At 63.5% G+C, this 13,229-nt stretch carries 15 protein-coding genes, 1 tRNA gene and 1 pseudogene; 4 read left to right on the forward strand and 13 right to left on the reverse strand.

Annotation, left to right across the window (positions count from 1 at the left end):
- Positions 1-5: 5 nt before the first annotated feature.
- A pseudogene (locus CFE42_RS13930) lies at positions 6-785 on the forward strand (cytochrome C); the annotation flags it as partial.
- A gap of 40 nt (positions 786-825) precedes the next feature.
- Positions 826-1,446 carry a c-type cytochrome gene (locus tag CFE42_RS13935; RefSeq protein ID WP_004628755.1) on the forward strand — a complete coding sequence of 207 codons (621 nt, stop codon included), beginning with the start codon at positions 826-828 and terminating at the stop codon, positions 1,444-1,446.
- Between the two features lie 85 nt (positions 1,447-1,531).
- On the opposite strand, the gene CFE42_RS13940 is transcribed toward CFE42_RS13935, so the two are convergent.
- Both CFE42_RS13940 and dapF read right to left on the reverse strand, forming a co-directional pair.
- Positions 1,532-1,858, reverse strand: a complete 327-nt coding sequence (locus tag CFE42_RS13940) for an EthD family reductase (protein WP_004628753.1) — start codon at positions 1,856-1,858, stop codon at positions 1,532-1,534.
- Between the two features lie 323 nt (positions 1,859-2,181).
- The gene (gene dapF, locus CFE42_RS13945) at positions 2,182-2,982 is read right to left on the reverse strand and encodes a diaminopimelate epimerase (protein WP_004628750.1); all 801 of its coding nucleotides are present in this window, start codon (positions 2,980-2,982) and stop codon (positions 2,182-2,184) included.
- Between the two features lie 236 nt (positions 2,983-3,218).
- On the opposite strand from dapF, the gene CFE42_RS13950 reads away from it, so the two are divergent.
- A complete protein-coding gene (locus CFE42_RS13950; RefSeq protein ID WP_004628749.1) occupies positions 3,219-4,472 on the forward strand; it encodes an Hsp70 family protein in 1,254 nt (417 codons plus the stop codon).
- A gap of 244 nt (positions 4,473-4,716) precedes the next feature.
- On the opposite strand, the gene CFE42_RS13955 is transcribed toward CFE42_RS13950, so the two are convergent.
- Positions 4,717-5,070 carry a hypothetical protein gene (locus CFE42_RS13955; protein ID WP_152458790.1) on the reverse strand — a complete coding sequence of 118 codons (354 nt, stop codon included), beginning with the start codon at positions 5,068-5,070 and terminating at the stop codon, positions 4,717-4,719.
- Positions 5,071-5,073: 3 nt separating this feature from the next.
- Here CFE42_RS13955 and CFE42_RS13960 point away from each other — a divergent pair, with 3 nt between their 5' ends.
- A complete protein-coding gene (locus tag CFE42_RS13960; protein WP_004628745.1) occupies positions 5,074-6,495 on the forward strand; it encodes a type I restriction endonuclease subunit R in 1,422 nt (473 codons plus the stop codon).
- A gap of 98 nt (positions 6,496-6,593) precedes the next feature.
- Here the strand turns inward: CFE42_RS13960 and CFE42_RS13965 are convergent.
- The 10 genes from CFE42_RS13965 to CFE42_RS14010 form a co-directional block, all read right to left on the reverse strand.
- Positions 6,594-6,669 (reverse strand) — tRNA-Ala (locus CFE42_RS13965).
- Between the two features lie 47 nt (positions 6,670-6,716).
- Positions 6,717-8,438 carry a thiosulfohydrolase SoxB gene (soxB, locus tag CFE42_RS13970; protein ID WP_004628744.1) on the reverse strand — a complete coding sequence of 574 codons (1,722 nt, stop codon included), beginning with the start codon at positions 8,436-8,438 and terminating at the stop codon, positions 6,717-6,719.
- A complete protein-coding gene (locus CFE42_RS13975) occupies positions 8,435-8,947 on the reverse strand; it encodes a TlpA disulfide reductase family protein (RefSeq protein WP_004628741.1) in 513 nt (170 codons plus the stop codon). The genes soxB and CFE42_RS13975 overlap by 4 nt, the downstream gene beginning before the upstream one ends.
- A 4-nt stretch (positions 8,948-8,951) precedes the next feature.
- Positions 8,952-9,614 carry a sulfur oxidation c-type cytochrome SoxX gene (gene soxX / locus CFE42_RS13980; RefSeq protein ID WP_004628738.1) on the reverse strand — a complete coding sequence of 221 codons (663 nt, stop codon included), beginning with the start codon at positions 9,612-9,614 and terminating at the stop codon, positions 8,952-8,954.
- A 16-nt stretch (positions 9,615-9,630) separates the two neighbouring features.
- Entirely contained in the window at positions 9,631-10,431 is an 801-nt protein-coding gene (gene soxA / locus CFE42_RS13985; protein WP_037043793.1) for a sulfur oxidation c-type cytochrome SoxA, read from the reverse strand.
- 40 nt (positions 10,432-10,471) lie between these two features.
- On the reverse strand, positions 10,472-10,927 hold the full coding sequence (locus CFE42_RS13990) for a DsrE family protein (RefSeq protein ID WP_004628735.1): 456 nt from the start codon (positions 10,925-10,927) through the stop codon (positions 10,472-10,474).
- Positions 10,928-10,950: 23 nt separating this feature from the next.
- Entirely contained in the window at positions 10,951-11,262 is a 312-nt protein-coding gene (soxZ, locus tag CFE42_RS13995) for a thiosulfate oxidation carrier complex protein SoxZ (protein ID WP_004628733.1), read from the reverse strand.
- An 18-nt stretch (positions 11,263-11,280) separates the two neighbouring features.
- Positions 11,281-11,751 carry a thiosulfate oxidation carrier protein SoxY gene (gene soxY, locus CFE42_RS14000; protein WP_004628728.1) on the reverse strand — a complete coding sequence of 157 codons (471 nt, stop codon included), beginning with the start codon at positions 11,749-11,751 and terminating at the stop codon, positions 11,281-11,283.
- Between the two features lie 10 nt (positions 11,752-11,761).
- Positions 11,762-12,109, reverse strand: coding sequence for a c-type cytochrome (locus tag CFE42_RS14005; RefSeq protein ID WP_004628726.1), 348 nt, complete (start codon positions 12,107-12,109; stop codon positions 11,762-11,764).
- A 173-nt stretch (positions 12,110-12,282) separates the two neighbouring features.
- Complete coding sequence (locus CFE42_RS14010) at positions 12,283-13,170, reverse strand: O-acetylserine/cysteine exporter (protein WP_004628724.1); 888 nt, start codon at positions 13,168-13,170, stop codon at positions 12,283-12,285.
- Positions 13,171-13,229: the final 59 nt, after the last annotated feature.

A 13,229-nucleotide genomic window follows, 5' to 3' on the forward strand; every position in this document is an offset into this window, starting at 1 on the left:
CGCTGGCGGGCACCCTGATCGACGGGGGCTTGGCGCAGCAGGTGGTAGGCGCGAGCGCATACGCATTCTGGCAGCGCCACGTCTACGCAGAACTGGGCGCCTATCGGACCGCCGATCAGGCCTTCTCCGTGTTCCGTGCTGGGCAGGACACGGCAACCCCGGGCGGCGTTGCGCGCTTGAGTGGCGCGAATCCGTACTGGCGTCTGGCATACAACCAGGAGTGGGGCTCGCATTCGCTCATGTTTGGCACGTTCGGGTTGCTGGCCAACCGGTATCCCGACAACACCATGCCGGGCACACCAACCGATCGCTTCAAAGACTATGCGCTCGACGCGCAGTATCAGTACTTGACCATGACCCATGCGTTCACGGCGCAGATGGCATGGATACACGAGCAACAGAACTGGCGCGCCAGCTTCCCGAGCGGCGGCATCGGCGCGGGCCCCACCCCGGCCAACCCCAACGATCATCTCGATACCTTCAAAGCCAAGGCGTCGTACTACTACCAGCGCAAGTACGGGGGTTCGGTCGCGTACTTTTCAACAACAGGCAACGCAGACCCCGGCCTTTATGCCCCAGCGCCTGTAACGGGCAGCGCCAACGGCCGACCAGACACGCGGGGCGTGATCCTGGAGCTGGACTATTTACCGCATCCGCAGATCAGGCTCGCGCTGCAGTACACGTGGTACCTGAAGTTCAACGGCGCCCATGCAAATTACGACGGCAACGGAAGAAACGCGGTCGACAACAACACGATTTACCTGCTGGGCTGGTTCGTGTTCTAGCCGAAGTTCACGCGCGAAGATGCGACGGGGGGAGAACGCCATGAATGGATTCCATCAGGCCAGGCGAATCTGGCTGGCCGGGTTGGCTGCGTTGGCGATGATCGGCTGGTCGAACATGGCGGGTGCGCAAGATGGCGAGAAGCTTGCCGCGCAGCTGTGTTCTTCGTGCCATGGGGTGCGCGGCAAGAGCGAAGCGCCGATGTTTCCGCGCCTGGACGCACAGGTGCCGCAATACCTGGAAGCGCAGCTGAGAGGCTTCCGCAACCGTGGCCGCGGTGAGACCGATGCACAGGCATTTATGTGGGGTATTGCGTCGCAACTCGATGACGCAACCATTGCGTCTCTGGCCGAATACTATGCGCGACAGCCTGCCCCTGCCGGCCCTTCGGGTGACCCGGCCCTGATGGCACGCGGCAAAGAGATTTTCGAGCACGGCCTGCCTGCGGAAGGCGTACCAGCGTGCGCGTCCTGTCATGGGGCTCAGGCACAGGGCAACGGTACCTTCCCGAGGCTGGCGGGCCAGCATGACGCCTATCTCTTGCGGCAGATTGCGGTGTTCAAGAACGGCACGCGCGCCAACGCTCCCGTGATGAGCGCCGTCGCACACACGCTGACAGACGAGCAGGCGAAAGCGGTTGCTGCGTTTTTGCAGGCCCTGTAGGGGCGTGCCAAACGCAAATCTGCATCCCCGCCCGTCACGGGAATACGTCAATCCATTGTTATTGGTTGCAGCCCCCCCAGGGCGTTCAACGATCCGACCGCTCGACCACGACCTCGCTGACCTGGAGCACCGGCGCGATGTCGGTGTAGTTGGCGATGTCGCCCAGGATCTCCGCGCCGTGCTCTTGCATGGCGCCCTGGAAGCCCTCGGCCGAATCACAGATCAACGCGCACATCGCCACGAAGGCGGGCGGCGTACCGGGCGCGCCACCGGCCAAGCCTTTTTCGACGGTGTAGTACGCGCAGGCACTGCCCAGCCTCGCCTTCACCATCGGCATGTGCCGGTCGCGGTAGTAAGCGTGGTCGAAGCGTGCGCCCTCGGTGTACGGGTACATCACAGTGACTTTGATCATGCGGTTCTCCTTGTCGTGATCTAGGGCTTGAAAGATAGAGTGATTGCAGCCAGGCAGAATCGAGCGCCACCTTGGCTACGTCGGGCGTTGGCTGGCCTTCGACGCGAAGGGAACGGAACGCTCGGGCCGAAGCCGAAACAGCAACTTGCACGTAGCTTCTCCGTTTCCGGTGTAGAGGTACATCCCTCCCGCGATTCTGATTCTTCTCGCCCCGCCCGCTTCAGAGTCAATGCGATAGTTGATGCCAACGATGCGAAACCAGAAACGTAGGCCCTTGTCGGGTATCAGACGGCCGGAACTTCGTCTGTCACCGCCGCAAGAAACTAGATAGTGACCGATCCGTAGTAGACCGGTTCGACAGGACCCGTCAAGAAAACGCTACCGACCCCATCCCAGTGGACCTTGACGGGCCCACCGTCGCACTGCACTTCAACGGTATCGTCCAGAAGGCCGCGCCGAATTCCTCCGACAACCGCTGCACACGAACAGGAACCCGATCCGAGCGGAATACCGCCGCCGCGTTCCCAGATGCGCAAGCGAATATGACTGCGGTCGACAATCTGGACGAAGTGCACGTTCGTTTTATCGCGGAAGAGCGGATGGTTTTCGATCTTGGGGCCAATCTCCGCTACGTCCACGGATGCCAGATCCTCGACGAAGAACGTGCAATGCGGATTGCCCATGCTGCAAGCAGTAGGGCTGCCTGGAAGAGGCAACGCGTTCGTGTCCGCCCCCTCGGTAAGAGGGATATCTTGCCAATGGAGGCGGGGTTTTCCCATTTCAACCGACACACGCTGCTCCGCGTCCCGCACGCAAGTCAGCAAGCCCCAATCGGTTCTCAGCACGATCGTGGATGCATTCACTTCGCGCATGAGCATGTCCGCAACGCCACGGGTGGCGCTCCCGCAAGTGTTGAGCACGGAGCCGTCTGGATTCCAGAACCGAAGGCGTGCTGCTGCGTCATCACAGTCCAATATGACAGCAAGCTGGTTAAACCCAATGCCTCGATTCCGATCACCGAGCCGATGGGCGACCTCGCTTGTTATCGGGTTGATCTTGCCGCGCGTGTCGATGACGACGAAATCATCGCCATGTGCATGCATCTTTATGAAATGGGTCGTCATAAGCTTGGCAGGATTAGCACGTCGAGTGACCGCTGCTGACTGCGGATTCAACCGGTAGGTAAGTGTGCCGGCAACCAGCGGCTGCCGTCGACATGGATAGGTCGCTGCACCGAGTGCCATGCCGCCGCGATCCGTCGCACAAAGCCACTACAATAGCGCGCCTTCGCCGGTGGCGCCCGCTCCAGACACCCCGTGCAGGCGCATGCCTCCCGCTGCACTCCAGAAGCCACAATCCTATGATGTCAAACGCCTGCGGCGTCGATTTCGGCACGTCCAACTCCACCGTCGGCTGGCTGAGACCGGACGCGCCCACCCTGCTGCCGCTCGAAGACGGCAAGGCTACGCTGCCTTCCGTCATCTTCTTTCATGCCGAAGACCCGACGGTCAGCTACGGGCGGGCCGCGCTGGCCGACTATCTTGCCGGCTACGAGGGCCGCCTGATGCGCTCGCTCAAGAGCCTGCTCGGCACATCGATGATGGACGACAGCACCGAGGTCATGGGCCAGGCCATGCCCTTCCGCAAGCTGCTGGCGCATTTCATCGGCGAACTGAAGCGGCGGGCCGAGCACGCCGCCGGCCATGAATTCCGCCGCGCCGTGCTTGGCCGCCCGGTGTTCTTCATCGACGAAGACCCCGAGGCCGACCAGCTTGCCGAAGACACGCTGGCGGACATCGCGCGCGATGCCGGCTTTGACGAGATCGCCTTCCAGTACGAGCCCATCGCCGCCGCGTTCGACTACGAGGCCGGCATCAGCGGTGAAGAACTTGTGCTGGTGGCGGACATTGGCGGCGGCACGTCGGACTTCTCGCTGGTGCGCCTGTCGCCCGACCGCGCGAAACGCCTTGACCGCCGCGAAGACATCCTCGCCAACGGCGGCGTTCACATCGGTGGCACCGACCTCGACCGCGCCCTGAGCCTGGCCAGCGTGATGCCGCTACTGGGCCTGAACAGTTCACTGCGCAACGGAAAGGCAATGCCGTCCGGCCAGTATTTCGACCTGGCGAGCTGGCACACCATCAACCACGTGTACACGCGCAAGGCGTGGGCGGTGGTGATGGACAACTACCGAGATGCCGCCGACACCAACAAACTCGACCGCCTCATCCGCCTGATCCGCGAGCGCGCGGGCCACTGGCTCGCCATCCAGGTGGAAGCCGCGAAGATCGCGCTGTCGGACGCCCCGGTGGCGGAGATCGACCTGCACCGCATCGCGCCCGAGTTAAAGCAGCCCGTCACGCGCGAAGACTTCGACCAGTCGATTGGGAAGCTGGTCGGCAAGACGGTCTCGACGGTGCAGGCCATGCTGAAGACGGCGGGCGTTGCAGCGGAAGCGGTCGATACCATTCTCTTTGCCGGCGGCTCCAGCGGGGTGCCGTTGCTGCGGGAGCAACTGGCGCAAGTGCTGCCGTCGGCGCGGCGCGTCGAGGGCGACCTGTTTGGCGGAATCGGTTCTGGCTTGGCGCGCGATGCGGCGCGCAAGTTTGGCTGACGGGTTGAGAGGCTGAGGGGTAGCGGGACGTTTCAAGCGTATCGAACCATCCGGGCTGGGAACTTGATGTAGTCGGAGACGAGGCGCACTCCATGCTAGAGGCGATCCAACTCAAAGCGACGGACTCAGTTCGCAGGCTAAGCTCAATGCCGTCGCCAGACGGCTCACCGAACATCCGCGCAAGATTCTAGGCTGCGATATGCCGGCGGAACGATTCCATCAATGCGTTGTATTGACCGCCAATCTACTGTGCGCCCTGCAAGGCTTTCTTCCATGCAGGGGCATCCTCGGCAAGTTCGCGATAGCAATCAAGATTCGCCAGTTGTCGGCCACTGGCGATATCGACTAGCACGCACGCCATGTTGAAGTGCAACGATCCAGTCTGATAGGCGACTTGGTTTCCGTTTTCCCAAAACATCCATTTCCACACCAATGGATCTCCTTGGATTCGACGGATAACGTGCCCCCACTGGGCGATAACCAAGGTGGTGGGGTAGCCCCGACCGTCCGGAGACGGATAGATCACCGTCCAACCTTCAAGACCATTCGGCCCCGCCCGATGCGCTGATTCGCTGGGCTTGGCTGGGATTTCAAGCAATACGTGCTTGGGACGTTGTTCTACCGCTTCATCAGCGAGAACTTCGTCGATTACATTACCGGCGGAGAGCAGGATGCCATCGGCGACATTCAGGACGAGAGTTTTGATGTTTCTGCCATGAACAGTAGCGCCAAAGAGTTTTTGAGCGCGGCCATCGCAGACTACAACGCATTGTTCAAAGCCAACTTCAGCGTTGATAGCAATGGCTTCCAGAACTATTACCGTGATCTGGCCAAGCAAGTCAAAGCCAAGGAGATCGACCTGCTGATCGTGGTCGGCATGTTCCTGACGGGCTTTGACGCGCCCACGCTGAACACCCTGTTTGTGGACAAGAACCTGCGGTACCACGGCCTGATGCAGGCCTACTCCCGCACCAACCGCATCTTCGATGCCACCAAAACCTTCGGCAATATCGTCACCTTCCGCGACCTAGAGCAGGCGACCATCGACGCCATCACCCTGTTCGGTGATAAGAACACCAAGAACGTGGTTTTGGAGAAGAGCTACAGGGAATACATGGAAGGCTTCACGGATGTGACCACCGGTGAAGCGCGGCGTGGCTTTGTGGACGTGGTGAAGGAGCTAGAAGCGCGCTTCCCCGACCCCGCGGCCATTGAAAAGGAGGCTGACAAGAAGGCTTTCGCCAAGCTGTTCGGCGAATATTTGCGCGTAGAGAACGTGCTGCAGAACTATGACGAGTTCGCCAGCCTGAAGGAATTGCAAAGCGTCGATATGACCGACCCGGCAGCGGTGGGTGCGTTCAAGGCCAAACACTATCTGAACGACGAGGATCTGGCCGAACTGCAAGCTATCAAGCTCCCCACAGAGCGAAAAATTCAGGATTACCGCTCCACCTACAACGATGTGCGCGACTGGCTGCGCCGCGAAAAGGCGGGTGCTGAGAAGGAAAAATCGACCATCGACTGGGATGACGTGGTCTTTGAAGTGGACCTGCTCAAATCGCAGGAGATCAACCTGGACTACATCCTGGAGCTGATCTTCGAGCACAACAAGAAGGTGAAGAGCAAGTCGGAGCTGGTGGACGAAGTGCGCCGCGTAATTCGCGCAAGCCTGGGCAACCGAGCCAAAGAGAGCTTGCTGGTGGACTTCATTAATCAGACCGATCTCGACCAGATTGGCGATAAAGCCAGTGTGATTGATGCCTTCTTCACCTTTGCCCAAGGGGAACAACAGCGGGAGGCGCAAGAGTTGATCACCGACGAAAGCCTGAATGCCGAAGCAGCGAGACGCTATATCGCCACCTCGCTCAAGCGGGAATTTGCCAGTGACAATGGGACCGAACTCAATGCCCTCTTGCCCAAGATGAGTCCGCTGAATCCGCAATACCTGTCCAAAAAGCAAAGCGTATTTCGGAAGATCGCCGCTTTCGTCGAAAAGTTTAAGGGCGTCGGCGGAACGGTCTAATCAACCTTTCACGCGGGCTAGGTAGCCGAACCTCCACCAACACTGGAGAGAACGGGCAAACAAAAAAACCAACCGGAAACGGTTGGTTTTTTCTTATCTGGTGGACCGAAGGAGGATCGAACTCCCGACCTCCGCATTGCGAACGCGGCGCTCTCCCAGCTGAGCTATCGGCCCGTGGAAAATGAGTCTACCCGAACTTCCGGGGCGCTTTCAATCGGGGTTCAACCCGCGTTTTCCATGCCCGGATTGCCTTCCATGCCGACAATGCGCGGCGTGTTCAGCGGCCTTGCGGTCACTTCGCGCTGGTCGCGCAGCCAGTCGGCCAGCACGTCCCACACGGGGCGGCCGCCGGCCTTGCGGGATTCGGGCGATACGGCGGCCCAGCCGGCCACTTTGTAGCGGCGGTCGGCGTCGATGGGCTTGCCGTCACCCGGCCCTAAGCGCATGTCGGTAATGCGCTGGCCCATGGGCTTCATCGGGTCGATGGTGTAGCGCAGGCCGCCGGTGCGCACCATGTCGCCGCCCTGCTGGTAGTACGGGTCTGGGTTGAACAGGTTGTCGGCCACGTCTTCCAGCACGGTCTTGATGGTGGCACCGGTCATCTCGGTGAGCGTGGTGGCCGGGTAGGTGATGGCGGTCTGGGCCATCAGCGCTTCCATGGTCAGTGCTTCGCCGGGCAGCAGCGTGGTGCCCCAGCGGAAGCCGGGCGAGAAGGCAATCTCGGCGCCCTGCGCATGCATGAGGCCATCAACGATGAGCTGGTCGAACGTGCCGTTGAAGTTGCCGCGCCGGTACAGCAGCCCACGATTGACGGCCAGCGTTTCGCCCAGCTTGTCTTTGTATGGAGCACGCACGCGGTCAATCAGCGCCGTCATGGCGGGGTCGGCCGGCAGCAGATCGGCAAACACGGGCAGCAACGTATAGCGGATGTCGCGCACGGTGCCGCCGCGCACATCCAGATCAAGCACGCCGACAAACTTGCCGTTGGCGCCCGCGTTGGTGACGAGCGTCACGCCGCCCGGGTTGCTGACCTTGACGGGCGCGGGCACGGCGTCGTGCGTATGCCCGCCCAGGATGGCGTCCAACCCGCGCACGCGCGAGGCGAGCTTCAGGTCGACATCCATGCCGTTGTGCGACAGCAGCACGACCACCTTGGCGCCCTTGCCGCGCGCCTCGTCAATCATCTTCTGCAGCCGTTCTTCCTGAATGCCGAAGGTCCAGTCAGGCGTGAAATCCGCCGGGTGCGCGATCGGCGTGTACGGAAACGCCTGCCCGATGATGGCGACCGGCACGCCGTTCAGCTCGCGCAGCACGTACGGGTCGAATACCGGATCACCAAAGTCGGCGGTCTGGATGTTCTGCGCGACAAAGGCGACCTTGTTCTTGAAATCGTGGTCGACCACGTGGCGCACGCGGTCGGCGCCGTAGGTCATCTCCCAGTGCGGGGTCATGACGTCCACACCCAGCGCGAGGGCGGCGTCGACCATGTCCTGGCCGTTGGTCCACAACGCGGTGGCGGAGCCTTGCCAGGTGTCGCCGCCGTCCAGCAGCAGCGCATTGGGGCGCGTGGCGCGCAGCCGCTTGACGAGCGTGGCCAGGTGCGCGAAGCCGCCCATGCGGCCGTAGCGGCGGGCGGCCTCGGTAAAGTCGAGCGCGGTGAAGGCGTGCGCGGCGCGCGAGCCCGGCGCAATGCCGTAACGCTTGAGCAGCGCGTGCCCGACCAGATGCGGCGGCTGCCCGGCCCATTGCGCCACACCGAGGTTGACGCTGGGCTCGCGGTATTCGATGGGCAGCAACTGCGCGTGGCAGTCGGTGAAGTGCAGCAGGTGGACGTTGCCGAAGCGTGGCACGTCATAGCTCAACGTATCGGCGTGCGCGTCGGTCAGGCGCAGGCCGGCGGCTGCGGCAATCGCCAGGGCTTGAACGAATTCGCGGCGGTTCATTGCTTGGGGCTGTTTGCGTAGCGCGCGAGGTCGGCCACGTCGTCTTCCAGCATCTCGCCGACTTCCTTGCGCACCACGCGGCCCTTGGCGTCGAGCACGAGCAGTTCGGGCAGGCCCTTGCGCGGGCCGGTGGCGGCGCACAGCGCGTCGGTTTCCATCGTCACCGGAAAGGTGAAGTTGCGCTTGGCGACGTAGTCCTTCGCGAGCTGCGGGTTGGCGTCGATGCTGATGGTGAGGATGCGCAGGTCAGAGCCGCGCGTGGCGTCGTAGAGCTTTTGCAGGCGCGGGTTCTGCAGCGCGCAGAACGGGCACCACGACGCCCACGTGGCGATGATGACGGGGTGCCCGCGCCATGCATCGCCCGGCACGCGCGTGCCGTCGAGCAACTGCACCTCGGGCAGCGCCACCACATCGCCCACTTCGACGGCCTGAGCATGATTGGCAAACTGCGTGGCGGCAAACACCATCGCCGCTGCCGTCCACATCAGGAACCGTCGAAGCGTACGCATGGCGTTACTGGTTCACGGGCGAGGCCGGATCGAACAACAGCGCCATCACGTCGCGGATCTGCTGCTCGGTCAGGATGCCCTTGTGCCCGAAGCGCGGCATGTTGGAGCACGCCGCATACGCGTTGGAGTTGTAGATCTTGCCCCACGTGTAGCGCAGGATCGCTTCCGAATCCCCACGCAGCTTGCCGTACTGGTACAGCGATGGGCCGATGGTGCCGTACGACAGTTCATCTTTCGACAACCGATGGCAGGCGTAGCAATTGGCGCCGTTCACAGTGCCGGCCGGGTCGGAGAACTGCATGCCGCGGCCGCTCTGCGCGGTCTTCTCGCCTTCCTTCCAGTCGCCCAGCCAGGTGTTGTCTGCCGGGTAGTGGATGGTCTTGAATTGCGCGTCTTCCAGCTTCTTTGCCACGGCGGCGGGCACGGCGTTGCGGTCGGCAAACTGGCTGCAGACCTTTTGCACGTCGTCGCGTTCGGTTACGCCTTCCACGGTGGCGGGGCCCTTGGAGACAAAGCTCTCCTGGATGACCTTGGCGAGTGCCGCGTCGGCCTTGGCTTCGGGCTTGGGCGGGGTGACGGCCTTGGAGGTGGCGTCCACTGCGTGCGCGGTGCCGGCGGCCAGCGCCAATGTGAGCGCCGTCAGAACGATGGGGGTCAGTCGGGTCATGCGTGGCCTCATCGTGTCAGCGTTTGATGGACGGCGCGTCCATCTTGCCGCCGTTGGCGTTGCGGGCGAGGAACATCTCCAGCGCGGTGATCACCTCGCTGCCGTAGAGCGGTTCCGGAAAGCGCTGCTGGCGCAGGCAGTCGTACAGGCGGTGCTGCATCGTGCGTACCTCGCCCTGCGAGACGCGATAACCCGGCCAGGTGGAATACGCAAAGCGCGCACCGTCGGCGGTCAGCAGATCGGGCAGCTCCTGCAGGCGGATGCGCAAACCCGGCTGGGCATGGCACGTGGCGCATGCAAAGTCGTACGCGCCGCCGCGGTAGAAGAACATGCGGCGGCCGAGTTCGTACACGCGCTTTTCTTCCGGGTGGGCGAGCGGAATGTCGATGGCCGCGCCGCGCGATTCCGAAGCCACGTACGCCATGAGCCGTTCAATCTCCGACGCCTTGCCGGGCGACGAGAACGGGCGGGCCGATGCCTCTTCCTTGGTCAGCCCCTGCAGCGTCATGCGGCAATACATGAGGCGCTGTTCGGCGTCCATCACGCGGCCGGTGTCTTTGAAGTAGCGCGGCAGCTTGGCGTAGGCGCCTTTCACCACGCCGGGGCCCAGGCCCAGGTCGCACGCTTCAAGCGAGGCCTGCTTGGGGCCGGCGGGCTTCTTCCAGAGTTCTTCGCCGGCGGCTTCCCAGAGTTCGGCCGGGTTGCCGTCGGCCAGCATCTCGCGGTACTGCGCGATGCCGGCGGCGGTGCTGTCCTTGGCGTCCTGTGCGGATGCCATGACGGCGCTGCCGGCAACCCACGCCGCAGCCAGCACCATCGTCCATGTCTTGTGTTTCACGGTCCCCTCCGTGGGTCGCCTACGGTTTGATATAGGCGAAACCTTCTTCCTGCTGCAAGCGGGTGATTTCCACCACGCCGGCCGGCACCACCTTGGCTTCGAGCAGCAGCTTGTCTTCCGGCACCTTGAAGGCCATCAGCGAGTTGTGGCACACGCGAAACTCCACGCCCATGCTGGCCAGCGCCGCCACCGGTGCATCAAACGGGCGGCCCTGCGCATCCTTGGCGCCTTCAACGAGGAAGTCGATGCCGTGGCCCAGCGCCACCACCACGATCTTCGTGCCGGGTGCGCCGTTCAGGTGGTTGCGCAGGTTGCCGATGGCGCGCACGGCCTGGTCGATGCCTTCGCTCAGCTGGTAGACCACCTTGTAGCGGGCACCGGCGCCGCCAGCGCGCGGGGCGTTCTGGGCAGCGGCCTTGCCGGCCACACCCAAGGCCGCCAGCGCGGCGGTCACACGAAAGAAGCTGCGTCGCATGTGGGCCTCCGGGCCTTTGCTGTTTACTGAATAGACGTTTCGTCAGTGCGCTTGTCGCCGTGGTTGTCGACCCACGTGACCGTCACCTTGTCGCCCTTGGCGCCGCCCTTGAACTTGAAGTTCAGGAACGGATCCTTCGACACGGCCGGGCCGAACTGGGCGTCGAGCACCGTCTTGCCGCTGTGCTGCACCGTTACGTTGGTGATGTGCCAGGCGGGCACGACCTTGCCGGACGCGTCTTTGCGCTGGCCGGTTTCCATGTCGTGCTTCATCAGGATCTTCACGTCGGTGGTGCCGCCGTTTTCCATTGCGCGAATGCGCATCGGGTCAGCCATGGTGTGTTCTCCTGAGGTTTAACCGCCGCAGCCACCAAGGGTGACCTTCACTTCCTTGCTCGCCAGCACCCATTTGCCGTTGGCGCGCACGGCGGCGTAGACCGTTGACGTCTCGCCCATCTTCACGCGCGTGCTCACAAACGGGTCGGTGCCGGCCGGAATGGCGAACGTTGCGGCCAGCGTGTTCGGGTTCTTTTCGACCAGGATGGCGATAAGGTCGGTGCCGGGCAGCGTGCTGGTCACGACCAGTGGCACCACGGCGCCGTTCTCAGCAATGTCCGGTGCGGTGAGCTGGATGCCGGCGCCGCCCTTCTCCACCGAGCCGCCGCCCAGTTGCTTGAGCACGTCGTTCACGCCCTTCACTGCAAAGGCGGCCTTGTTCCACTCGGCCGCCTGGGCCGGCGTGGCAATGCCGGCGGACACCAGCAGTGCCATCATGGCGCCGGCGCGCAGTACGTCACGGCGGCCCAGGTTGATTGCGTCGTTCATCGTCCGTTCCTCACTTGGCCGGGGCGCCCGCGAGCACCCAGTCGATCACGGTTTTCAGATCGGCATCGGCAATCTTCGGGTTGGCCGGCATCGGGATCTGGCCCCAATTGCCCATGCCGCCTTCGCGCACCTTCTTGATGAGCTTGGCTTGCGCGCCGGCATCGCCCTTGTACTTGGCGGCAACGTCTTGGTAGGCCGGGCCGACGAGCTTGCGGTCGACGGCGTGGCAGCCCATGCAGGCGTTCTGGTTGGCGATGGACAAGGCGCGGGCAGCATCAACGGCAGCCAGCGCGGGCATGGCGGACAGCGCCAGGCCGGCCAGCACCGCCGCAGCGGCGAGCGTGGGGGCGAACTTCATGTGGTCTCCAGAAGACGAGGCTGCCCGCATGCGTGTGCGGGCGAAATGGCGGGAATCGGACCCAATATTGTGCCCGAAACGGGCCAAATCCTATGTCGCCCGCAAATGTCGCCCGCAAAGCAAAACGCCCGGTACTTTTCGGCCCGGGCGCTGGTTTGATGGTGATGCGGCGATCAGGCCATCGCCCGCCGCGCCGCCAGCCGGCCACCAAACACGTTGAGCAGCAGCCCGGCCATCACCACGGCGCCGCCCAGCCATTGGGCCGGCACCAGGCGCTCGCCCAGCAGCACGGCCGCCGACACCAGCCCCACCACCGGCACCAGCAGCGTGAGCGGCGCGACCTGGCTGGCCGCGTAGCGCGCCAGCAGGCGGCTCCACAGGCTGTAACCGAAAATGGTGGCGCCAAAGGACAGGTAGACGATCGCGCCGATGCTCGACGCGCTGATGTTCGCCAGGCTGTGCGCAATCTGCTCCGGCCCCTCAAGCCAGTACGACAGCAGGAAGAACGGAACTGGCGGGATGACGGCGCCCCACACCACCAGGCTCACCACATTCACCGGCCCGATCCGCTTGGTGACGATGTTGCCGCTGGCCCACGAAAACGCCGCGCACAGCGTCAGCAGGAAGCCGGCGGTGGTCATGCCCGTGACCGAGCCGCCGCCCGCCATGCCGATAGCGGCCAACCCGCCCGCGGCCACCGCCATGCCCGCCAGATGGAACCACCGGATCGGCTCGCGCAGCACGATGGCGGCAATCGTCAGCGTAAAGAACGCCTGCGACTGCAGCACCAGCGAGGCCAGCCCCGCCGGCATGCCCACATACATGGCGGAGAACAGGAACGCGAACTGCCCGAAGCTGATGGTGGCGCCGTAAGCCACCAGCCACTTGAGCGCAATCTTTGGGCGTGGCACGAACAGCACAGCCGGGAAGGCGACCAGCGCAAAGCGCAGCGCACCCAGCAGCATGGGCGGCACGCCGTGCAGGCCCACCTTGATGACGACGAAGTTGACGCCCCACACCAGCACAACGGTCAGGGCCAGCAGCAGATCCTTGGGAGACATGATGATCGGAAGGTTCGGACGGCCGCCCGTGCGGCCACATGACGCACTGTAGGCGCGGG

It is taken from the genome of Ralstonia sp. PBBBR1, from assembly GCF_002256165.1.
In the GTDB taxonomy this organism is placed as follows: domain Bacteria; phylum Pseudomonadota; class Gammaproteobacteria; order Burkholderiales; family Burkholderiaceae; genus Ralstonia; species Ralstonia thomasii.

What these genes read in the sequence shown, in the direction of transcription:
- CFE42_RS13935 (WP_004628755.1), top strand. Translation starts at nt 826, where the DNA reads ATGAATGGATTCCATCAGGCCAGGCGAATCTGGCTGGCCGGGTTGGCT.
- CFE42_RS13940 (WP_004628753.1), bottom strand. Translation starts at nt 1,858, where the DNA reads ATGATCAAAGTCACTGTGATGTACCCGTACACCGAGGGCGCACGCTTC.
- dapF (WP_004628750.1), bottom strand. Translation starts at nt 2,982, where the DNA reads ATGACGACCCATTTCATAAAGATGCATGCACATGGCGATGATTTCGTC.
- CFE42_RS13950 (WP_004628749.1), top strand. Translation starts at nt 3,219, where the DNA reads ATGATGTCAAACGCCTGCGGCGTCGATTTCGGCACGTCCAACTCCACC.
- soxB (WP_004628744.1), bottom strand. Translation starts at nt 8,438, where the DNA reads ATGAACCGCCGCGAATTCGTTCAAGCCCTGGCGATTGCCGCAGCCGCC.
- CFE42_RS13975 (WP_004628741.1), bottom strand. Translation starts at nt 8,947, where the DNA reads ATGCGTACGCTTCGACGGTTCCTGATGTGGACGGCAGCGGCGATGGTG.
- soxX (WP_004628738.1), bottom strand. Translation starts at nt 9,614, where the DNA reads ATGACCCGACTGACCCCCATCGTTCTGACGGCGCTCACATTGGCGCTG.
- soxA (WP_037043793.1), bottom strand. Translation starts at nt 10,431, where the DNA reads ATGGTGCTGGCTGCGGCGTGGGTTGCCGGCAGCGCCGTCATGGCATCC.
- CFE42_RS13990 (WP_004628735.1), bottom strand. Translation starts at nt 10,927, where the DNA reads ATGCGACGCAGCTTCTTTCGTGTGACCGCCGCGCTGGCGGCCTTGGGT.
- soxZ (WP_004628733.1), bottom strand. Translation starts at nt 11,262, where the DNA reads ATGGCTGACCCGATGCGCATTCGCGCAATGGAAAACGGCGGCACCACC.
- soxY (WP_004628728.1), bottom strand. Translation starts at nt 11,751, where the DNA reads ATGAACGACGCAATCAACCTGGGCCGCCGTGACGTACTGCGCGCCGGC.
- CFE42_RS14005 (WP_004628726.1), bottom strand. Translation starts at nt 12,109, where the DNA reads ATGAAGTTCGCCCCCACGCTCGCCGCTGCGGCGGTGCTGGCCGGCCTG.
- CFE42_RS14010 (WP_004628724.1), bottom strand. Translation starts at nt 13,170, where the DNA reads ATGTCTCCCAAGGATCTGCTGCTGGCCCTGACCGTTGTGCTGGTGTGG.